The sequence below is a fragment of the Bacillus sp. FSL K6-2431 genome (assembly GCF_038005165.1).
Lineage (GTDB): Bacteria > Bacillota > Bacilli > Bacillales > Bacillaceae > Bacillus > Bacillus pumilus.
Map to the genome: position 1 here is coordinate 251,406 of NZ_JBBOSQ010000001.1, position 22,628 is coordinate 274,033.

At 43.8% G+C, this 22,628-nt stretch carries 20 protein-coding genes; 15 read left to right on the forward strand and 5 right to left on the reverse strand.

What is annotated here, in order from left to right; translation table 11 throughout:
- Positions 1–64: 64 nt before the first annotated feature.
- Entirely contained in the window at positions 65–1,198 is a 1,134-nt protein-coding gene (locus tag MHH40_RS01285; RefSeq protein WP_050944826.1) for a CdaR family transcriptional regulator, read from the reverse strand.
- A 125-nt stretch (positions 1,199–1,323) separates the two neighbouring features.
- Here MHH40_RS01285 and MHH40_RS01290 point away from each other — a divergent pair, with 125 nt between their 5' ends.
- Positions 1,324–1,902, forward strand: coding sequence for a hypothetical protein (locus MHH40_RS01290; RefSeq protein ID WP_050944827.1), 579 nt, complete (start codon positions 1,324–1,326; stop codon positions 1,900–1,902).
- Between the two features lie 20 nt (positions 1,903–1,922).
- On the opposite strand, the gene MHH40_RS01295 is transcribed toward MHH40_RS01290, so the two are convergent.
- Positions 1,923–2,684, reverse strand: coding sequence for a DeoR/GlpR family DNA-binding transcription regulator (locus MHH40_RS01295; protein ID WP_050944828.1), 762 nt, complete (start codon positions 2,682–2,684; stop codon positions 1,923–1,925).
- A gap of 122 nt (positions 2,685–2,806) precedes the next feature.
- Here MHH40_RS01295 and MHH40_RS01300 point away from each other — a divergent pair, with 122 nt between their 5' ends.
- The 10 genes from MHH40_RS01300 (at position 2,807) to MHH40_RS01345 (ending at position 14,922) form a co-directional block, all read left to right on the forward strand.
- Positions 2,807–3,613, forward strand: coding sequence for a tyrosine-protein phosphatase (locus MHH40_RS01300; protein WP_050944829.1), 807 nt, complete (start codon positions 2,807–2,809; stop codon positions 3,611–3,613).
- Positions 3,614–3,637: 24 nt separating this feature from the next.
- Entirely contained in the window at positions 3,638–5,176 is a 1,539-nt protein-coding gene (locus MHH40_RS01305) for a glycoside hydrolase family 10 protein (RefSeq protein ID WP_050944830.1), read from the forward strand.
- 142 nt (positions 5,177–5,318) lie between these two features.
- A complete protein-coding gene (locus tag MHH40_RS01310; protein WP_050944831.1) occupies positions 5,319–6,461 on the forward strand; it encodes an acyl-CoA dehydrogenase family protein in 1,143 nt (380 codons plus the stop codon).
- A gap of 42 nt (positions 6,462–6,503) precedes the next feature.
- Positions 6,504–8,141, forward strand: a complete 1,638-nt coding sequence (locus tag MHH40_RS01315; protein WP_050944832.1) for an AMP-binding protein — start codon at positions 6,504–6,506, stop codon at positions 8,139–8,141.
- Between the two features lie 8 nt (positions 8,142–8,149).
- Entirely contained in the window at positions 8,150–9,499 is a 1,350-nt protein-coding gene (locus MHH40_RS01320; RefSeq protein WP_050944833.1) for an acetyl-CoA carboxylase biotin carboxylase subunit, read from the forward strand.
- Complete coding sequence (locus tag MHH40_RS01325; RefSeq protein WP_050944834.1) at positions 9,496–9,711, forward strand: acetyl-CoA carboxylase biotin carboxyl carrier protein subunit; 216 nt, start codon at positions 9,496–9,498, stop codon at positions 9,709–9,711. Before MHH40_RS01320 ends, MHH40_RS01325 begins: the two co-directional genes overlap by 4 nt.
- Before the next feature lie 11 nt (positions 9,712–9,722).
- The gene (locus MHH40_RS01330; RefSeq protein ID WP_050944835.1) at positions 9,723–10,631 is read left to right on the forward strand and encodes a hydroxymethylglutaryl-CoA lyase; all 909 of its coding nucleotides are present in this window, start codon (positions 9,723–9,725) and stop codon (positions 10,629–10,631) included.
- 14 nt (positions 10,632–10,645) lie between these two features.
- Entirely contained in the window at positions 10,646–11,428 is a 783-nt protein-coding gene (locus MHH40_RS01335; RefSeq protein ID WP_050944836.1) for an enoyl-CoA hydratase, read from the forward strand.
- 18 nt (positions 11,429–11,446) lie between these two features.
- Positions 11,447–12,970, forward strand: a complete 1,524-nt coding sequence (locus MHH40_RS01340; protein ID WP_106918384.1) for an acyl-CoA carboxylase subunit beta — start codon at positions 11,447–11,449, stop codon at positions 12,968–12,970.
- Between the two features lie 14 nt (positions 12,971–12,984).
- Positions 12,985–14,922, forward strand: coding sequence for an AMP-binding protein (locus MHH40_RS01345; RefSeq protein WP_050944838.1), 1,938 nt, complete (start codon positions 12,985–12,987; stop codon positions 14,920–14,922).
- Between the two features lie 91 nt (positions 14,923–15,013).
- Here the strand turns inward: MHH40_RS01345 and cysI are convergent, their stop codons facing one another.
- Positions 15,014–16,732, reverse strand: a complete 1,719-nt coding sequence (cysI, locus tag MHH40_RS01350; protein WP_050944839.1) for an assimilatory sulfite reductase (NADPH) hemoprotein subunit — start codon at positions 16,730–16,732, stop codon at positions 15,014–15,016.
- 37 nt (positions 16,733–16,769) lie between these two features.
- Positions 16,770–18,590: an assimilatory sulfite reductase (NADPH) flavoprotein subunit gene (locus MHH40_RS01355; protein ID WP_340900560.1), complete on the reverse strand. Its 1,821-nt coding sequence runs from the start codon at positions 18,588–18,590 to the stop codon at positions 16,770–16,772.
- Between the two features lie 320 nt (positions 18,591–18,910).
- Between MHH40_RS01355 and MHH40_RS01360 the strand changes: the two genes are divergently transcribed.
- Positions 18,911–19,270, forward strand: coding sequence for a DUF3221 domain-containing protein (locus tag MHH40_RS01360; RefSeq protein ID WP_233421739.1), 360 nt, complete (start codon positions 18,911–18,913; stop codon positions 19,268–19,270).
- Positions 19,271–19,359: 89 nt separating this feature from the next.
- Here MHH40_RS01360 and MHH40_RS01365 read toward each other — a convergent pair whose 3' ends face one another.
- On the reverse strand, positions 19,360–20,787 hold the full coding sequence (locus MHH40_RS01365) for an aldehyde dehydrogenase family protein (protein WP_050944842.1): 1,428 nt from the start codon (positions 20,785–20,787) through the stop codon (positions 19,360–19,362).
- A 211-nt stretch (positions 20,788–20,998) separates the two neighbouring features.
- Between MHH40_RS01365 and MHH40_RS01370 the strand changes: the two genes are divergently transcribed.
- From MHH40_RS01370 to MHH40_RS01380, 3 genes are read left to right on the forward strand one after another with little or no spacing between them, the layout of a single operon-like run.
- Positions 20,999–21,424, forward strand: a complete 426-nt coding sequence (locus tag MHH40_RS01370; RefSeq protein WP_012010174.1) for a DMT family transporter — start codon at positions 20,999–21,001, stop codon at positions 21,422–21,424.
- Between the two features lie 13 nt (positions 21,425–21,437).
- A complete protein-coding gene (locus tag MHH40_RS01375) occupies positions 21,438–22,118 on the forward strand; it encodes a Crp/Fnr family transcriptional regulator (RefSeq protein ID WP_050944843.1) in 681 nt (226 codons plus the stop codon).
- Positions 22,119–22,139: 21 nt separating this feature from the next.
- Positions 22,140–22,625, forward strand: coding sequence for a DMT family transporter (locus tag MHH40_RS01380; RefSeq protein ID WP_050944844.1), 486 nt, complete (start codon positions 22,140–22,142; stop codon positions 22,623–22,625).
- Positions 22,626–22,628: the final 3 nt, after the last annotated feature.

Sequence of the window (22,628 nt, forward strand, 5' to 3'; positions counted from 1 at the left end):
TACTGATTAGACATACCGTTTCTTTCAGTATAAAAAAAGAATCGCCTCATGCCTATGGACGATTCTACAAAATATCGGGCTGTTCGCCTCGTTTATTTGGATGATGATCTAATAGCATCAAAGCTAAATAAAAGAGCATCGCATCTTGCATGCGTTTCGGATCAAGTGTCGTTAAATCTTGGATACGTTTTAGCCTGTAATGCAGTGTATTGATATGTACGTGCATCGCTTCCGCAGTATATTTCAATGAGCAATCTGACGTCATGAGTACACGCAATGTTTTCACTAGTTCAGGGTAGGGGAGAAGCGGGACAATCGTTCGATCAAGGAACACTTCTTTTGTTTCTTGACTCACTTCTTCTATAAAAAGTTCAAGTGTTAAATCCTCATCAAACACAATCGGTGTATCTGCATTCGCCATTTTTAAAGCACGAAAGGCTTGATGAAATGATTGCTTCATCATCTGTCCAGCTGCAGGTTTTCCCGCACCTATCAAAACCTTTGACTTAGGATGTGCGGTGAGCGCAGCATGGATGTAAAAAAGACGCTGCCGCAAAGTATCACGGTCATTTGCCGAGGTTTGTAGCATGAGCAAAAAGCGGGCATGTCCCCAGCGGACGATCATTTCCTGATTGGTGAGATGCAGCATTTCCTTCACTTTTTTGTATTGATCCTGCTTCATAAACGATTCATCGTGACAATCAATGAGGACGACCGCACGCTGCTTATTGATATCAAGCTGAAGCCGCGCTGCTTTTTCAGTGAGATCGATGGCTGTCTCTGGCAGATGAAGCCAGTCGAACACAAACGCTTCAAGCTGCCGTTCATCGGTTTCCGTTTCTAGAAAAAATTCATGTTCTTGAATAAGCAATTCGGTCATTTTTCGTAATATTTCGCCAAATGGAGAGACATGGACAGGATTTCCTGTCATCCCAATTACACCAATGACCTCTTGCTTAAAATAAATAGGCAGATTGATGCCAGCTTTGACCCCTTTCATTCGCTGCTCATCATCCTTTGTAAGGATTCGTTTTTGTCCTTCAAAGGATGTCAAATATGCTCCTTCATGAAATTGACCAATGCGCGCTGGATCTGTTGCCGCTATGATGGTGCCGTTTGTTTGTGTAATGATGATTTCCTCAGTCAGCACCTTTTTGACCTCGTCTACGATTTTTTCTGCCAGTGTCATTGTGAGCAAAACGTACCCCTCCGAGATGTATCTTTTGACACTATCATACCATCATATGCTGATCCATATCTTTCTTTTCATGAGTTATGCTAAAATAATACACGCACATGAAGGAGAAGAAAGGAGACATAGCCATGTCGCTACAAAATCGCTTACAAGATCTATTGAAAGAAGGACAAGCGCTGACAGACTTTGAATATGACGAAGCGGCGCGCCACAATTGGCCTTTAGAGGGTGCAAGAATAAAGGAAGAGGCACGCTTTAGCGATGTATATATAGAGCGTGTAGACAAAGAATCCGAGGACATGATTCAATCAGAGGGCGCCTCATTTCTAAACACACCGCTTACATATGTAAAACAACATCAAAAAGAATTCATTTATATCGAATCAAAGTGGTTTGATGTGGTGAGAGTCGATGGATTAGCCATTGAATGGGACGAAGTATTTCAAACGTATACCGTGTTATTCGGTTTCAAACGTCCTAAAAAAGACACAGGCATTCTAAAGGACATGCTGGCTTCATTAAATGGTGCGCAGCTTCAATTTAATGGGCAAGACGGCTTGTTTGATGTGAATTTACAGCTTCTTGAGCTTGAGGACATCCATGAAGATATGCCCTTCATTGAAGTCATCTCAGCCGTGTACCGCTTTTTATTCCGCCTGATCATGCAGCTTGAAATGAATGAATCAAACAACGGCTCAAATTCCTGAGCCGTTGTTTTGTGATCCATCTATTTTGATGAAGGCGTGACAAACCGTACATCATGCTCTTTTCCATATTGAAGATAATTTTCACTTGGCTGTTTATTCGTCACGACGACATCAAGATCTTGCAAATGACAAAATGTGGTCAAAGCGTAATGATTAAATTTACTATCATCCACTAATAAAAACGTTTTGGCACTTTTTTCAACAACCGTCTTTTTAATATCCGTTTCAAGCGGGGACGAATTCGTGACGCCGTGATCAATGGATAAACCAGTTGATGCGATAAAGGCTTTATTGACATTGTAAGCTTTCAAACGCTCTACACTTTGATAGCCAACGAATGAATTCGTTTTTCTCTCAAGCATCCCGCCGGTGGAAAAGATAGTGAGATTCTCATAAGGCATCGCCTGTGTGATGAAATCTACATTATTGGTCACAACAGTCACCTGTTTCTCAGTCAAATAGGGAAGCATCTCAAGTGTTGTCGTACCAGAATCAACAAAAATCATATCCCCATTTTCCACAAAAGCAGCTGCTGTTTGACCAATCAATTGCTTTTTACTCAGCTGACGGGTCTTTCGCTCCTGATATACTACTAATGTTGAATGATTCACAGCCACTCCGCCATATACTTTTTTGAGCACGCCGGACTCGACCAATGCTTGTACATCTCGGCGTATCGTGTTTTTTGAAACGCCAAAATGCGCCACAAGCTCATCCAGTGAGGCAGATTCCCGGTCAAACACATACTCTTTGATTTGCTGAATCCGTTTTGTTTTGATCATGCTACATTTCTCCAATCCAACCGTATGTCCTTTTTCCATTATACCAAATGGCTTCTCTTTTCCCCATCTCGATAAAAGCGTATGATAGAGAAAAGAACGTAACGGAAAGGACTTTCACTTCTATGAATCAATCAAACAACCCATTTTCAAAGCTTGCGAATTTTAGAGAAGTAGGGGGACTTCACACAACAGATGAAATGGTGATCAGGGAGGGGATGATTTATCGATCCGCAGATTTGTCCCGTCTGACGAAACAAGATATCGAGACGTTTTCGACCCTTGGGATTCAAACCGTTTGTGATCTTCGTACAGCCTCAGAACGCAAATCACATCCGCCAAAGATCAAGGAACATAACAAAATCGTCCATATTCCCATGCATCCTGACAGTAAGATGCCAAGTAAATGGACCATGTTTCGTATGCTGGTAGCAGAAGGGAAATCTTTCACTTTCACACCGATTATGAAGGATTTATATCAAAGCATGCTCACAGAGCGTAAAGAAGAAATTCAGCAACTGTTCACACTGCTTTCAGATAAAAGCAATTACCCGCTGATGCTTCACTGCACAAGCGGTAAGGACCGGACAGGCTTTTTATCTGCCCTCATTCAATTAGCAGCAGGTGTACCGATGTCTGCCGTTTTAAGTGAATACATGCGCTCTAACGAAGGGGTGAAAATGCTTGTCAGAAGGCAGCAGCGATTTGTCCGGATGATGAGTTTATATCGGGTATCAAAAGAGCAAATTCAGCCGCTTCTCGGTGTGCAGCAAGATTATCTGGAAGATGTGCTAAACGAAATGATGGAGACATACGGGAGTGCAGAGCGGTATTTAATCGAGGCTTGCGACATACCTGAAGCCCAGCTCAAGGAAATGAAAAACATCCTGCTGACACCATCTGCTGGCATTCGATCTCAAAAAGCGGAATAAACTGATGATGAGGTGATGCAAAAAATGGTGAAAAAGATCTGTATGACGTGTCTAACAATAATTTTAATGTTTGTATTCTTATTGATTCCTTCTAGCAGTCTAGCTCGTCCAATCCCAAAAGGGAAGCTTGAAAGCACAAGAGAGATGCGCGCAGTATGGATCGCATCGGTTTATAATTTAGATTGGCCTTCAAAGAAAGGGCTGCCTGTCAAAGAGCAAAAAGAAGAGTTTATTCATTTGTTAGATGAGATCAAAGCGATGAATATGAATGCCGTGATCATGCAAATTAAACCGACAGCAGATGCCTTTTACCCTTCGGCATACGGGCCGTGGTCCGAATATTTAACCGGCACGCAAGGGAAAGATCCCGGGTATGACCCGCTTGAATTCATGATCGAAGAAGCTCATAAACGCGGGCTCGAATTTCACGCTTGGTTTAACCCGTATCGCATCACAATGAATCATACCGATCTCAGCCGTTTATCAGCCGATCACCCGGCAAAAAAACATCCTGATTGGACCATTGCGTACGGAAATCAGCTTTATTTCAATCCAGGCATTCCAAAAGCTCAGAAGTTCATTGTCGGCGGTATAGAAGAAGTCGTGAAAAACTACGATATTGATGCAGTGCATATGGATGATTATTTTTACCCGAATAAAATAGCCGGTGTGCCGTTCCCAGATCAAGAAACGTATGAAACATATGGAAAAAAGGCATTTACTCATATAGAAGATTGGCGAAGAGATAATGTGAACCAATTGGTCAAACAAATCAACGACACCGTGAAGAAAGTAAAGCCGTATGTGAAATTTGGTATTAGCCCATTTGGAGTATGGCGCAACATAAAGGATGACCCGACTGGTTCAAATACCACAGCAGGGATGACCAATTACGATGATTTGTATGCTGATACAAGAGAGTGGATTCAGCAGCATGATATCGACTATGTCACCCCGCAAATTTACTGGAGCATCGGTTTTCAGGCAGCCGCCTATGACGTGCTCACGAAATGGTGGTCAAATGAAGTGAAGGGAGAGCCTGTTCACCTGTACATTGGTCAGGCGACGTATAAAATTAATCAAAACAGTGATCCTGCTTGGTCAGATCCAGAAGAATACTTTCGGCAGATCAAACTAAACAGACAGTCACCTCTCGTACAGGGAAGCATGCACTTTAGCCTAAAGGATATCAACCGTAACCCTTTGAATGTCAAAAATCGATTGATAGAAGATGCGTACCGTAAACCGGCTCTCATTCCAGAAATGCCTTGGCTTCATCAGAAAGCGCCAAAAAAACCAATCATTCAATCTATTAAAAAAACAGCAGATGGTGCAGCTTTACAGATCAAAAATGATCCGCAATCTACCGCATCCTATTATGCAGTCTATCGATTGACGACGAAAGGAACATATGAGTTGCTTCAAACTGTTAGAAAAGAAACTGGTACGCTGACATCTGTCAAAGATCTTTCAGTTCACCAGAATAAGAGTAATACTTACAAAGTAACGGCTCTCAATCGTCTTCATCACGAAAGCAAACCTTCTACAAAAAGAGTGAGATAACGAAAAAGCATGAATGAGGATTTTCTTCGTTCATGCTTTTTTCTATTATTTTTGTTTTAATTTTCTGAATTCAGCCAAGCTTGGCATGAAGCAGCCACTTGATTAATAAATATGATAGAAAAGAGCCAAAGGGGGAAACATGATGGATTTTGAATTAACGAAAGAACAACAAATGATTCGGCAGATGGTCAAAGAATTCGCCAAGGAAGAAATTGCACCACTCGCTCAAACCATTGATGAACAGGCTGTATTCCCAGCCCAAACTTTTCAAAAAATGGGGGAGCTCGGCTTGATGGGTATTCCTTTTCCAGAGAAATACGGAGGCTCAAGTGGAGATACAATCTCATATGCGCTCGCTGTAGAAGAAATCGGAAAACAGTGTGCCAGTACAGGTCTTAGCTATGCCGCGGCCGTTTCCTTAGGCGCAAGCCCGCTGTATTACTTCGGTACAGAGGAACAAAAAATGGATCACCTCGTCCCGCTGGCCTCTGGAACAGCACTCGGTTCCTTCGGATTAACGGAACCAAATGCAGGATCAGATGCTAAAGGGACAAAAACAAAAGCGGTCAAAGACGGACAAGAATATGTGATCAGCGGGGAGAAGTGCTGGATCACAAACGCCAATTTTGCCAGAACCATTATCGTTACCGCCGTATCGGATCACGATGAGCACGGCCGTCCAATCATCTCCGCCTTCATTGTAGAAAAAGGGCAAAAAGGGCTGACCATTACAAATCCATATGACAAAATGGGGGTGCGCGGTTCAGATACGGCTGAAATCATTTTAGACAACGTACGTGTACCAGCACATCATATATTAGGAGATCCAAACAAAGGCTTCAAGCAATTTTTATACACTTTAGACGGAGGACGCATATCCATTGCTGCCTTATCAGTTGGCATCGCGCAGGCTGCACTTGATGCCTCACTATCCTATGCTAAGGAAAGAAAGCAATTTGGGCAGACCCTTTCTTCCTTCCAAGCCATTCAGTTTAAGCTGGCAGATATGGCGATGCAAATAGAACTCGCTAGACAAATGGTGTGGAAAGCCGCCTGGCTGAAAGATCATGGCAAGCCATTTACAAAAGAAGCTGCCTATGCCAAGCTTTTCGCTTCAGAAATGGCGACAAAAGCAAGTCTTGATGCTGTCCAAATTCACGGAGGAACAGGCTATATGAAAGAGTGCGGGGTAGAACGGCTTGTGAGAGATGCCAAGCTCATGGAAATTGGAGAAGGCACCTCTGAAATTCAGCGTTTAGTCATCGCAAGACAATTGTTAGCTTAATTCTGTTATGAAAACGCTTACTATTGGTGGAGGAGGAAATTCATGATGTCGATTCATCCACAAACGATTGGCTCCCTATTAAAAGAGAAAAAGGAGCAGCACCCAGCACATGAAGCCATTGTGTATCCAGAACGTTCATTACGTTATTCATACGAAGCGTTTTTTAAAGAGGTCAAGGAAACAGGGAAAGGTCTTATGGCATTAGGCGTTCAAAAAGGAGATCATATCGCCATTATGGCACCCAATGTACCTGAATGGCTCATGCTGCAATTCGCCTGCGCTTCTATTGGAGCCGTTCTTGTCACCGTGAATACGAACTTTCAATCACAAGAACTCGCTTACTTACTAAAGCACTCTGATAGCAGCATGCTGTTTATCGTAGACGGGTTTAAAGAGACATCCTATGTCAGAATGCTTGAAGACCTCATCTCAGAGCTCCAAACAGCTCATCAGGGCGAGATCACTTCAACAGCATTTCCATATTTAAAAAGTGTCGTTTATATTGGCGAGCACACGCCAAAGGGCATGCGCAGCTGGGACAGTATTCAAGCTGCTGCCAAAAGAACGGGGGATGATGAATGGGAGAAACGAATGGAGGAGCTGACGCCTGATGACGTCATTAATATGCAATATACGTCAGGGACAACCGGCTACCCAAAAGGTGTCATGCTCAGCCATACAAACATCGTCTGCAATGCCAGTCAAATCGCAGATTGCATGAAGCTCACCCGTGAAGACCGCATGTGTATCCCCGTGCCGTTTTTTCATTGCTTTGGGTCTGTTCTTGGCGTACTTGCTTGTCTCGCAAAAGGTGGCACGATCATTCCAATTGAATCTTTCCACCCAGAGCGAGTCCTTCAAACAGTGGAAAAAGAGAAGTGCACGGTTCTTCACGGCGTCCCGACAATGTTCATCGCAGAGCTTGATCATCCGAATTTCCACAAGTACAATCTGTCAACATTACGCACCGGCATTATGGCAGGATCTCTCTGCCCATCCCATGTGATGAAAGCCGTCATTGAACAAATGGGTCTGAAGGAGCTCACGATTGCCTACGGCCAGACTGAAAGCTCACCTGTCATTACCCAAACAAGAACGGATGATTCATTTGAAAGGCGGGTTCAAACAGTCGGACGGGCGCTTCCTCACATCGAGGTAAAAATCACCGCCCCAGGTACCCCATATGAAGTACCAAGAGGAGAACAAGGCGAGCTGTGCACGAAAGGCTATCACGTGATGAAAGGCTACTATAAAAATGAAGAAGCCACAAATGAAGTCATTGATGAGGACGGGTGGCTTCATACAGGAGATTTAGCGGAGATGGATGAGGATGGCTATGTGAAAATCACAGGACGGCTGAAAGATATGATCATTAGAGGCGGGGAAAATGTTTATCCAAAAGAGATTGAAGACGTTCTTTACACGCATCCAGCCATTCTTGATGCACAGGTCGTCGGTATTCCTGACGAGACTTACGGAGAAGAAGCCGCCGCTTTCATTCGGCTCAAACAAGGTCGCACGGTGACGATTGAGACATTAACCAGCTACTGTCAGTCACAAATGGCACGCTACAAAATTCCGAAATATTTTTTCATCACAGACGAGTATCCGATGACCGCCTCAGGGAAGATTCAAAAATTTCGTCTGAAAAAACAGGCACTTGATCTAATAAAGGAGTGAGGGCAGCGATGTTCAAAAAAGTATTGATCGCCAATCGAGGCGAAATTGCTCGTCGAATTATTCGGACTTGTAAAAGGCTCGGGATCAACACCGTGGCTGTTTATTCAGAGGCAGATCAGCATGCACTTCATGTGCAAGAAGCAGACAGCGCCTATCTTATTGGAGGTGCAAAAGTATCTGAAAGCTATTTAAACATGGAAGTGATCATCGAGGTAGCCAAGCAGACAAATACAGACGCCATCCACCCTGGGTATGGCCTTTTATCAGAAAATGCCGCCTTTGCAGAACGCTGCCGCAGCGAAGGAATCGCTTTTATTGGTCCATCTGCACAGGTCATTCAGCGCATGGGGAATAAAATTGAAGCGAGAAAAACGATGGATCATGCGGGAATCCCCATTGTACCTGGCGTTTCAGCACCTCTCCATGACGCAGAAGAAGGAGTCAGTAAAGCGCAGTCACTCGGTTATCCGATCATGCTCAAGGCATCAAGCGGAGGCGGAGGTATAGGCATGCAGCTTGTCCGAAATGATGAGGAGCTGCGTAAAGCTTTTGAGGGAAATCAAAAAAGAGCGCAAAGTTTTTTTAACGACGGGACGCTTTATATGGAAAAGGTCATTGAAGACGCGCGGCACATTGAAATCCAGGTCCTCTTTGATTCATTCGGCCACGGGGTTCACTTATTTGAGCGCGACTGTTCACTCCAGAGAAGACACCAGAAAATCATCGAAGAAGCACCAGCTGCCTGTCTCGATGAATCCGTAAGACAAGAGATGGGACGGGTGGCGGTGAAAGCAGCCAAAGCCATTGGCTATGAAAATGCAGGGACAATTGAATGTTTAGTCGATCAAAACCAACAATTTTACTTTTTAGAGATGAACACGAGATTACAAGTAGAGCACCCTGTCACAGAAGAAATTACAGGTATTGATCTTGTCGAGGAGCAACTGAAAATCGCTGCATCAGAGCCACTTTCCTTCAATCAGGGGGACATTCATCAAATCGGGCATGCCATCGAGGTCAGAATCTATGCGGAGGATCCCGTCACCTTTTATCCGTCACCAGGAACAATCACTCGGCTATCTATACCAGAAGCTCCCTATATACGCCATGAATCAAGTGTGACAAGCGGGAGCGTCATTACCCCATATTACGATCCAATGATTGCGAAGATGGTCGTTTACGGTGATACACGAAAACTTGCAATAGAACGATTAAAACAGGCGTTACAAGCATATGAAATAGAAGGGATCAAAACCAACTTACCGCTTTTGAGGGAAATGGCTGAATCATCTACTTTCTTACATGGCAGCATCACAACCGATTTTCTCATGAAAAAAAGGGAGGGGAACCGTTCATGAAAACGGTCACGATACAAATGGCGGGAAACTTATGGAAGCTTCTTGTGAAACAAGGCGATGAAGTGCAAAAAGGGCAGGAGGTCGCTATCTTGGAATCAATGAAAATGGAGATTCCAATAGTGGCAGAAGAGGCAGGTGTCATCAGCAAAGTGTATAAAAGAGAGGGAGAATTTGTCGATGAAGGGGAGGTTCTTCTAGAGCTGACAGAATAGGGGGAAGCGAGATGGCATTACCAAAGCGTGTACTTATTAGGGAGGTTGGCCCGCGGGACGGATTGCAAAATGAATCCACTTGGCTGGACACAAGTGAGAAACAAAGATGGATTGAACTGCTCACAGCATCCCGGCTTCCTTATATTGAAGTCACCTCATTTGTTCATCCTAAATGGGTCCCAGCCTTAAAAGACGCCAAAGAGTTAGCCCAATCCTTACACAAAAGAGGCGACATCACCTATGCAGCACTCATTCCTAACGAAAAAGGCTTAGCTCACTTTTTTGAAGCAAATCTTGACACAGGCGCTATGTTTATCTCCTCGAGTGAAACACATAACAAAAAGAATATGAATCAATCCATCCACGAAACACTTCCTGTCATCAAACAAATGACAGCTGATTTAAAAGTAGCAGGAAAACAGACACGCGCATATATTTCCACCGTGTTTGGCTGTCCTTATGAACATCAAGTGCCGATGGATCAAGTGTTGCGGTTAACGGATATGCTGCTTTCTTATGGCATTGATGAAATATCACTCGGCGACACCATTGGAGAAGCCCATCCGCTTCAAGTAGAAAGACGCTTAGACATTTTACTTGAACGTTTTCCTGCTGATAAAATCGCTCTTCATTTTCATGATACGAAAGGGATGGGTCTTGCCAATATTTATACGGCATTAAAAGCTGGAATCACCACATTTGACGCCTCTAGCGGCGGGCTAGGCGGCTGTCCATATGCGCCTGGCTCTAGTGGAAATGTCGCGACAGAAGATGTCGTGCATATGCTTCAAAAACTAGGAATTGAAACCAATATCGATTTTCCAGCATTGATAAAAGCGGCAGAATGGATCGAATCAAAAGTAAATCGAACCCTGCCTAGTCATTGTTTACGCGCTTTTCACTCTCATACTACTTCATAAAGGATGAATGTGACATGACATCATTGGTCAATTTTACGATACAAGATGAACAGATTGGAATCATGACCTTAAACAGACCAGCACAAGCAAATTCCCTATCTGCTGCGATGCTTGAGGAGATCAATCAACTCATTCAAGAAATCAAACATGATGAAAGCATCCGCTGCCTGCTCATGACAGGAGCTGGTTCTAACGTTTTTTGCGCAGGTGCTGATTTAAAAGAGCGACGATTGATGACAGAAGAAGAAGCAAAAGCGGCAGTTCTGTCAATTCAGCAAACCTTTACAGAACTTGAATTCCTTCCTGTACCTGTCATTGCCGTCATGAATGGACACGCACTTGGCGGAGGACTTGAGCTCGCACTGGCTTGTGATATTCGCATCGCACGAGCCGGAGCAAGACTCGGTCTGCCAGAAACAGGACTAGCTATCATACCAGGGGCAGGAGGTACGCAGCGGCTTCCTCGTCTCATTGGACTCGGTAAAGCAAAAGAACTCATTTTCACAGGTGCTTCATTACAAGCTGAAGAAGCCATTCAAATTGGACTAATTGAGCACCTCTCTTTAGCAGATTCCCTTATGAATGACGCCATTTCTCTCGCAAAACAAATCGCCAAAAACGGCCCAATTGCTTTAAAAGAAGCGAAACGAGCGATTCAAATGAGTCTTGATCACGATCTGCGTACAGGTTTGATGAAGGAATACGAAGCCTATGTACGGCTCATTGATACAGAAGATCGAATGGAGGGTCTTCAAGCTTTCCAAGAAAAACGAACGCCTCAATACAGAGGCAACTAGCAAGAAAGGGGAATGGGCATGATTGAAGAATATGAAGTGAAAAAACAGCGGATTGTCAAAGGAGGAGCTGAACGATACCATCAAAAAAACAAAGAAAAAGGAAAATTGTTCGTCCGTGACCGGCTCCAGTTGTTATTAGATCAGGATTCGTTCATTGAGGATGCGATGTTTGCCGAGTGTAAAGATGAGCATTTACCAGCAGATGGTGTTGTTACAGGGACGGGGCGGATGAATGGGCAAACCGTATGCGTTATGGCCAATGATTCTACTGTCAAAGCTGGATCATGGGGCGTCAAAACGGTCGAAAAAATCATCAGAATCCAAGAAACAGCAGAAAAGCTCAACTGCCCAATGCTGTATTTAGTCGACTCTGCGGGTGCTAGAATCACCGATCAAATTGCGATGTTTCCAGGCAGAAGAGGAGCGGGACGCATTTTTTATAACCAAGTGAAGCTGTCTGGACGTATCCCGCAAGTTTGTTTACTATTTGGTCCTTCTGCGGCAGGAGGTGCTTACATTCCTGCTTTTTGTGACATCGTTGTGATGGTCGAAGGGAATGCCTCGATGTATTTAGGCTCTCCGAGAATGGCCGAAATGGTGATTGGAGAAAAAGTAACACTTGAAGAAATGGGCGGGGCAAACATGCACTGCAGCATATCAGGATGTGGTGATATTTTAGCCAAAACCGAGGAAGAAGCCATTCAAATCGCTCGCGACTATTTAACCTACATGCCTGCCAACTATACAGAAAAACCAAAACTGGCAGCCGCAAAAGCACCTAAAGCATCTGAGAGGACCATCCAAGACCTTATTCCTAAAGGGCAGAATACCCCTTTTGATATGTATCAGCTCATTGATTTACTCATTGATGAAGGATCATTTTTTGAAATCAAAAAACTGTTTGCCGCAGAGCTGATCACAGGCTTTGGCCGCATGAACGGACAGCCTGTCGGTCTTATCGCCAACCAGCCGAGGGTAAAAGGCGGGGTGCTGTTCCATGACTCAGCTGACAAAGCTGCCAAGTTTATTCAGCTATGTGACGCCTTTCATATCCCGCTCCTTTTCCTTGCGGATATACCGGGATTTATGATCGGAACAAAAGTGGAACAAGCTGGCATTATTAGGCACGGGGCGAAAATGATCTCCGCTATGTCAGAGGCAACCGTTCCGAAAATATCGGTCATTGTGCGTAAAGCATACGGTGCAGGTTTATATGCAATGGCAGGACCAGCGTTTGAACCAGACTGCTGTCTTGCTCTTCCATCAGCGCAAATTGCTGTCATGGGGCCAGAAGCGGCTGTAAATGCTGTCTATGCAAATAAGATTGCCGAATTGCCTGCTGAAGAGAGAGCTGCATTTATCCAAGAGAAACGCAAGGAATATCAAGAAGATATGAATATATATGAGCTTGCATCTGAAATGATTGTCGACGGCGTCATCCCGTTCGACCACCTGCGAGATGAGCTTTGTCATCGATTACAAGCCTATTCCTCAAAAGAGATGACATTTACAAGCCGAAAACATCCGGTCTATCCGGTCTAAGGGGGGGCAGCCTCATGATGAACCTGAAACCAGTATGGAAACCGGAAGAGCAGATGATCAAACAGACACGTCTTTACCAATGGATGCACTCACTTGGTTTTTCTACTTATGATGCATTCTACAAAGCTAGTATCGAGCGTACCGATTGGTTTTGGAGAGAAGCTGAAAAGGCGGTCGGTATTAAATGGAAGATGCCGTATGAAGCCGCATTAGGTCAAGATTCACTCATGTGGCCAAACTGGTATAAAGGCGGCCAACTCAACATAACCGAAACGGCCGTGGACAAATGGGCAGAGAACGAAGAAGCGCAGCATCAGCCAGCCGTGATTTGGAAAAACGAGATGGGCGAAGAGAGGAGATGGACGTATCTCGATCTTCAGGAAAAGGTGAATCGCCTCGCTGCTGGCTTTTTGAAGAATGGGCTTCAAAAAGGAGATGTGGCAGTCATTTATATGCCGATGCTTCCTGAAACGGTCGCTGTCATGCTAGCCTTTGCAAAAATTGGCGTTATCTTTAGCCCCGTCTTCTCTGGATATGGAAGCGAGCCTCTTGCCGTACGTATTCGTGCGTCAGGTGCAGCCATTGTCGTCACAGGCTCAAGCATGACGCGCCGCGGGAAGAAGATCAATATGCGGGAATGTGCAGCAGAAGCCATAGGCAAAACCACGACCGTCAAAACCGTCATTGTACACACCTCCTCTGATACTGAATATGAAGGAGATATCAGGCTAAATGATTTGTTAAAAGAAAATCCGATAAGTGAACCGACCTATCTCACAAATAAAGAGCCTCTCATGATCTTATACACTTCTGGAACGACTGGTACGCCAAAAGGAGCGGTTCATACACACGCAGGATTCCCTGTAAAAGCAGCTTTTGATGCCGGTCTTTGTATGGACGTTGCAAAAGGAGACCGCTTGTTTTGGCTCACAGACATGGGCTGGATGATGGGGCCATTTCTCGTCTTTGGCGGCTTGATCAATGGAGCTGCGATTGTTTTATATGACGGCGCACCCGATTATCCAGATGAACAGCACCTCTGGTCATTCATTCACAAGCAAAGGGTCACCCACTTTGGTCTTTCACCTACGTTTGTTCGATCTGCGATGCAGCAAGATCTTGCAGGTATAAAGCTGCCCCATGTCAAAGCCATCATATCTACAGGTGAGCCATGGAATGAAGCACCATGGCAATGGCTTTTTGATAAAATTGGTCATAAGCATATTCCAATTCTAAACTATTCGGGAGGAACAGAAGTCTCAGGCGGAATTGTAGGAAGTACGTTGCTTCGCCCAATTAAACCAGTCCTTTTTAATGCGACGATTTTAGGAATGGCAGCTGATGTATATAATGAAGCAGGTCAGAGCGTCATAAATGAAGTAGGAGAGCTCGTTGTGAAAAAGCCATGGGTTGGCATGACATGTGGGTTTTGGAAAGATCCTAAGCGTTATGAAGACACGTATTTCAAACGATTTGATGGGGTGTGGACACATGGTGATTGGGTGGTGCAATCAGAGGATGGCACGTTTCATATCACTGGCAGGTCGGATGATGTCATTAATACAGCAGGAAAACGTGTCGGTCCAGCAGAAATTGAATCCATTCTTGTCGGACACCCAGCTGTACACGAGGCAGCTGTCATTGGGGTAAAGGATGAGGTGAAGGGGGAGGCACTCGTATGCTTCATCGTGACCAGCCCGCAGTCTTGTGACGAATCAAAACTGATTCAAGATCTCAAAACTCATGTTGGTTCATTTGCGGGAAAAGCGCTCACGCCAAAGGAAATTCATCTTATTTCAGCTTTACCGAAAACAAGAAACGGAAAAATCGTCCGGCGTCTATTAAAAGGAGCTTATGAACAGCAGCCTTCACCAGATCTTTCTTCTTTAGACAATCCTCATGTGTACAAAAGCATTTGCGAGTACTTAAAACGGAAACAGAACTGCGTGTAAACAAGAGCCCTCGCATCGGTGTTCAGATCTGCGTGCCGGTACTCGTTCTTCCTAGGGCTGAAAAAAAGACAGGAGAGTGTCCTGTCTTTTTCTATTGCACATGAAAATTCGTGCCATCTGTTGTTTCTTTGACAATCCCTGCCCGAACAACAAAATCACCGAAATGTTCTTGGTCTTCTCGTTCTTTTGCATAGCGGGGGAGAAGAGAACCAAGCTCGTTTAAAATCTCTTCCTCACCAACATTTTCACGGTACAGCTTACTTAATCTGCTGCCATCAAACGCAGCGCCAAGATACATGTTGTATTTGCCAGGTGATTTGCCGATAAAACCAATTTCACCTAGCGCATGGCGGGCACAGCCATTTGGACAACCAGTCATACGAATCGTGATTTCTTTATCACTTAAGCCGTTTTCTTCAACAATCTCTTCAATTTTGTCAATCAAGCGCGGGAGGTAGCGTTCTGCTTCTGCCATTGCTAAGCCGCATGTTGGAAGAGAAACACAGGCCATTGAACTGCGGCGGAGTGCAGAGTGCTGCTGACCAGCTGATAAACCGAACTCCTGTATGAGCTGCTCGATTTGTTTCTTTTTATGAGAAGTGACATTTCCAATGATCAAATTTTGATTCGCTGTTAAGCGGAAGTCACCCGTATGAATTTTTGCGATTTCACGAATGCCCGTCATCAGCGGATAATCATCATAATCTGTGATACGTCCGCCTTCTACAAACATCGTATAATGCCATCTGCCATTGATGCCTTTTACCCAGCCATAGCGGTCCCCATTATGATCAAAGTGATAATCTCTTGCGCCTAAAAGGGCAAACCCGAGGCGGCGCTCCAGCTCTTCTTTTACATTCTCAAGACCAAGGCGGTCCACTGTATATTTAAAGCGGGCATTTTTTCGCACGGAACGGTTTCCGTAGTCACGCTGAATAGTAATCACTTGTTTCGCAATCTCTACAACTTGTTCCGGTGTACAAAAGCCAATTACTTTTGCAAGCTGAGGATAGGTCGCTGTATCACCATGAGTCATACCCATTCCGCCGCCAATTGCGACATTAAAGCCGATTAATTGCTCATTTTCGATGATCGCAATGAAGCCTAAATCCTGCGAAAAGACATCAATATCATTAGCAGGAGGGACCGCCACACCAATTTTGAATTTCCTTGGTAAATAAAGCGGGCCATACATCGGTTCAACTTCTGTATCTGGCGTTGCCGCAACCTTTTCCTCATCAAGCCAAATTTCGTGATACGCTCTTGTTTGCGGAAGCAGGTCATCACTTAATTTTTTCGCCAGCTCGTATACATCATGGTGCACTTCTGATTGATAGGGGTTTGATGTACACATGACATTCCGGTTCACGTCGCCGCAAGCAGCAATTGTATCAAGCATAGTAGAATGAATGTCTTGAATGGTTTTTTTCATATTCCATTTTAAAATACCGTGAAGCTGAAAGGTTTCACGAGTAGTCAGCTTTAACGTACCGTTTCCGTATGTGTGAGCAAGCTCATCCATCACTAGCCACTGCTTAGATGTGGCGATTCCACCAGGCAGGCGTACACGCAGCATAAATTGATAGGCAGGCTCAAGTTTTTGTTTCTGCCGTTCATTTCTGAGGTCCCGATCATCCTGTAAATAGCTGCCGTGATGCTTCATCAGGCGGTTGTCATCATCAGGAATTCCCGCTGAAATCGGATCAAGCATTACTTCTTTTAACGTACCCCGTAAATAATCACTTTTTTCTTTGATTTCTTCTACGTCGCTCGGAGGTCCATCCGGCGCTGTTAATGCTGTCTTCACCATGTAAGTAAAAGCTCCTTTCTTTCAAGCATCAAGTCCATTAATATACGTCGCGCTGATAGCGTTTTTGCTGCTGCAAGTTAGCTAGATAGCTTTCTGCTTTCTCTTTGCTCATCGCTCCTTCTTCTTGGATAATCGATAGAAGGGTACGATGCACATCATGCGCCATATGCTTTTCATCTCCGCAAACATATACATACGCACCTTGCTCCAGCCATTCGAATAATTCTTTACTTTGCTTCTTCATTTGATGCTGAACATATACTTTTTCCTCTGAATCTCTTGAAAAAGCCACATCCATTTTCGTTAAGACGCCATCTTTTAACCACTTTTGCCATTCGGTTTGATATAAGAAGTCCGTCACAAAGTGCTGATCGCCGAAGAATAACCACGACTTTCCGCTTGCACCGATTTCTTCTCGTTCCTGCATAAACGAACGGAAAGGGGCGATACCTGTGCCTGGTCCCACCATAATGATCGGTGCATCAGGGTTTTCAGGAAGCTTAAAGTTTTGATTGTGCTGAATATAAACAGGCAGCGTATCACCTGGCTCTAAGCGCTCTGCACATAGAATGGAGCAGACACCTTGACGTTCTCTCCCGTGCGCATCATATCTCACAGCACCGATCGTCAAATGAACCTCTTCTTCATTCGCTTTCAGGCTGCTTGCAATCGAATAAAGGCGGGCAGGAATTTTTCTTAAAATCGCAGTAAAGTCTGCGGCTGTTCCTTCAAAAGGACCGAAGTTGCGCGCAGCATCGACTAAATCTCTTCCTGCTAAATACGCTTTTAACTTTTCTTCATTTCCTTCTTCTAAAAGGGCATGGAGGGCTTCACTTTTCGTCAAGTCCGCCAACTTTTGAAGAAGAGGTTTTGTTAATACTGTTATTTCAAAATGTGAGGTAAGTGCTTCTTTTAAAGGAAGAGTGTCACCGTTTTTATGAACAGTTACGGCTTCGTCTGCATTCCATCCACATGTCGTGATCAGTTCATCAACAAGCGCAGGATCATTTGTTGGATAAATTCCAAGGCTGTCACCCGGTTCATACACAAGTCCTGATCCTTCTAGTGAAAGCTCCAAATGGCGGGTCTCTTTGTTAGAGCCGCGACCATTTAGATTGATATTTTCAAGAACTTCCGCATAAAAAGGATTCGTTCTTGAGTATTCAGTAGCTGCTGTTTGGTTGCTCTCTCCTGCTGATTCTTGCGGGAAGGCTGCGGCTTCACCTTCGCTAAGTGACGATGTCACCCCTTGAAGCCATTCCGAAAACGGCTCATCATAATCAAGGTCACAATCCACTCGATCTGTCAGGCGCGTTCCGCCAAGCTCTTTGAAGCGCTCATCAAATTCTTTTCCAGTCTGACAGAAGAATTCGTAGGAGCTGTCGCCAAGTGAAAGAACAGAAAAGTTTAAATGATCGAGCTTTGGCGCACGTCTACCATGGACATATTCATGGAAAGAAAGGGCATTATCAGGCGGATCTCCCTCGCCATGTGTGCTGACGATCATCAGTAAATTGTGTATTTTTTTCAGATTATTTGGTTTAAAATCTGACATAGAAGAGAGCGTCACTTGAAAACCTTTCTCCTCAAGATGCTGCGCTGTCTTTTTCGCTAATCCTTCGGAATTACCTGTTTGTGAGCCATAAATGACGGTCACATCTTTACTGACAGGCTGCGCAGGTACTGCGGCAGAAGGAGAAGGGGCTAGAGTAGCTGTTTCTGATCCGGTTAGAGCTGCCTGTGCTGATAAATAACCGGTAAGCCAAATTTTTTGTTGATCTGTTAAAGTCGGAAGCAGCTGATTAAGCAAGTCTGCCTGCTGCTGACTAAACGGACTGTTCAATACATGAAGTTGCAACGATATCCACCTCACAAGGAATATAAACATAGATTAATTCGATAGGAATTATATATATAGGTTCAATTTGAACTTTACCGAAAGTTTGCCATTAAGTAAAATATATAATATTGATTGTCATGATTAAGATTTCTAATACCTTTATAAGATGAATGAACTTGAAGGTGAATCAGTTTAACTGTATAAAGCATCTTAAGAAAAATGGGTCGTTTTGTTCTAAGAATGCTAGCATGAAGAAGCGATGCAAAGAATTGAAAAGGGGTGAATGAAATTTGATACAGCTAAAGTTTAAAAAAATAAAATGTTTTCGGCTTGTCATCTTGATTTTTCTCATTTTATTAGTAGCGTGCAATTCTCCGAAGGGAAATATAAAGGATTCATACAATCAGAATAAAACAACAGCACCTTTTTCAAAAAAAGGCATACTGCTATGTAAAGAGGAGACGAGTTTACTTCTTATAAACAATAAAACGCCTCTAAAAAGCGATGATTCGTTGAATACTCATCTACTTATTGATAAGTATAAAGATGATCTCATCATTATCGATTTAACGAAAGTAGATTCTAAAGAGCTGTCACAGGGGCAAACGATTGAGATTTGGTTTGATGAGTTACAAGAATCGTTTCCTCCAAAAGCAACCGTCGAAAAATACAAAATCATTATGGATAAGAATAAATAAGAGAGTAGTAAGCAGTTCTTAAAATTCGAAATGGGTTCTTACTAAATAAAAAGGGGAGAAAAACCCTAGAGTTTTCCCCCCTTCTCGATTTATGCAGTTGGTAACCCCATCACAGCTTTCACTTCTAAATATTCCTCGATGCCGAAGTCTCCCCATTCTCTTCCGATACCTGATTGCTTGAAGCCGCCAAATGGGGCAAAGTAATCTGTTTCGGCATTGTTAATGGTGATTTGGCCAGCACGAATATGTTCAGCGACATATTTTAATGTTTTTTCATCTTTTCCAACAACATACCCAGCAAGGCCATACACTGTATCATTGGCGATCTCAAGGGCATGATCCAGGTCCTGATACGTGATGACACTCATGACCGGTCCAAAGATTTCTTCTTGTGCAATGGTCATGTCATTTTTCACATTGGTGAAAATGGTATGCTTGGCGAAATATCCTTTATCGATTCCGTCCGGCTTTCCAGTTCCCCCTGCAAGAAGGGTAGCACCTTCTTCGATTCCTTTTTCAATATAAGATTGCACGGTATCCCATTGCTTTTTAGATACAAGCGGGCCTGTAGCATGATCTTCTCTCGGATCACCCACTGTAAACTTCGGCAGGGCGTTCAGCAGCGCTTTTTCAAACTTGTCTTTCATTGATTCTGGAATAAGCACACGCGTAGCTGCAGAACACACTTGACCTGTATTCATCGCAATATGATGAACAGCGGTTTCTGCTGCTACATCCACATCTGCATCATCTAAGACGATAAGAGGGGATTTCCCGCCAAGCTCAAGAGCCACTTTCTTCACATTGTCCGCCGCGTTTTCCATAATTTTAGAGCCGACGGCACCTGATCCGGTAAATGAAACAAAGTCAATATCAGGATGTGAGCTAATGCCGTCACCAATCACGTCACCCGTTCCGTTTACTAAGTTGAAGACTCCTTTCGGTACACCAGCTTCATCCATAATTTCTGCAAGAATCATCGCAGCAAATGGTGTAATTTCCGCTGGCTTTAAGACAACTGGTGAGCCTGCCGCAATGGCACCTGCGATTTTAAGAGATGTCTGATTCGTTGGGAAGTTCCACGGTGTAATCAATCCGCTGACGCCAATCGCTTCTTTTATAATGGTATGTCCGCCGCGGTCCTCTGTAAATGTATAAGATTTAAGTGCTTCCGCTGCTTTAGAAAAATGTTCATAGCCCATTTTGTAATGAACTTCTTCGGATACTTTTAGCGGTGCACCGAGCTCTTGTGTCATCACTTCTACAAGTTCATCTTTGCGTTTTTCGTAGCCGCGCACAATGTTTTCCAGCATCTTCACTCGGTCATTTCGAGATGTTTTGGAGAAAGAAGGGAAGGCGGCACGAGCTGCTTTCACTGCCTTATCTAAATCTTCTTTTGTTCCTAAGCTAATGGTGCCAATGACTTCCTCTGTCGCAGGGTTGATGACCTCTGTCGTTTCGTTTCCTGTTGATGCAACCCATTCTCCGTTAATAAAATGTTTCTCTTGATTTCTCATTCTGACATGTCTCCTTTTTGTATATGATTCATTCAATATTCTGTTTTCAGCTGATATAAAACTGTACCCACTGTGAAAAATCTAAAACGAACAAACTGCAAAAGAAAAAGTTTCTGATATAATACGCAAAGTGGGACATATGTCCTTTTCAACCGGCAGGCATGTATCATTTAATGGAACTAGACTGAAAAAAGAAGGAGCTTTTGAACGAATGAAAGGTGTTATTTTCGCTTTATTAGGAGGCGCTTGTATTACACTACAAGGCGTAGCCAATGCAAGAATTAGCCAGGATATCGGCACATGGCAGGCAGCCACCATCACGCAGCTGACCGGCTTTATCATCTCGCTCGTCATTTTACTCATCGTACGAGACGGACACTTCAGAGAATATCGAAAGGTGCAGCCACTTTATTTAATAGGCGGCGCATTTGCAGCGATTATTATTTTTAATGAAGTCACCGCGATTCAAATCATCGGTGTGACACTCACTATCGCAGCTTTATTGATTGCACAGCTTGCTTTTACCTTTGCAATCGATGCAAAAGGATGGTTTGGTGTTCAGAAAAAGAAAATGAAATGGCCACATTACGCAGGAATTTTATTGATGGTCACAGGCGTGATCATTTTAAAACTATAAAGGAGGGCGACAGATGGAGGAACTTCAAGATGAATCTCTTTTTGCCTCATATATGAAGGCACATCAATTAGAAAGTGTCTTTCATCAAAAGCTCATATCACACGTAAGTTTGTGGCGCTATGAGCAAGGGGAGCTCGTTTGTTCAAAAGGGGATAAGAGGGAGTACCTGTACTTGTTAGTGAAAGGAAAATTAAAGATTTTCACGACCACAAAGGAAGGGAAAACCTTTATTCTTAGCTTTAAACATCCCCTTGAAGCGATTGGAGATATCGAATACGTTCAGCAGACGGACATGGTCAATACAGTCGAAGCGGTCACAGAAGTACATATGTTAAGGATTTCTCATCAAGCGCTCATGCGCCATGCGAAGGATGACCCGCGCATGCTAACCTTTCTGCTAAAAGGGATCACAAACAAATTTTATACAAAATCAAACGATTTGAGTTTCCACCTGTTATATCCTGTGGAGGTCAGGCTCGCAAGCTACTTATTGTCTGTTGTCACAGATGACGACAGCGCGAGCGCCCTTCGTCTCACTGATGCGGCAAGCTTAATCGGTACGAGCTACCGTCATATTAACCGAGTCATTCAGCAATTCTGTGAAAAAGGGCTGATAGAAAGGCAGAGAGGAAAGATTACGATTTGTGACCGCAAAGGGCTCCTAGAAATAGCCGAGCACAACATTTATGAATAGAGGAAATGAAGGGATTTATATATGATCATAGGAATAGTATTAGCCATCACGGCTGGCGCACTCGTCAGCTTACAAACCATTTTTAACAGTAAGGTCAACGAGCACACAGGCTCTTGGTCAACGACAACCCTCGTTCTTGGAATGGGCTTTATTGCTTCACTCCTGATGGGGCTCTTACTAGAGGGGACTGGCATGTTTCGATTAAGACATATGGAAGCATGGTACTGGATCAGCGGGGCCATTGGGGTAGGAGTGGTCATTTGTCTTGTTCAAAGTATCAAACGTCTTGGACCGACTTATGGCATCTCGATTGTCCTCACGTCACAGCTCGGCTGCGCGCTTTTGTTTGATTCGCTTGGCTGGCTTGGGTTAGAAAAAGTAGAATTCTCTTTGACAAAACTTTTAGGTGTTATTGTGATTGTGGCAGGGATCTTGGTGTTTAAATTGACCAAATTGGAGTCTGCAGAAAAAGATCAAACGCAAGAAAAAGGGCTGCCACAAGAGTAGCTG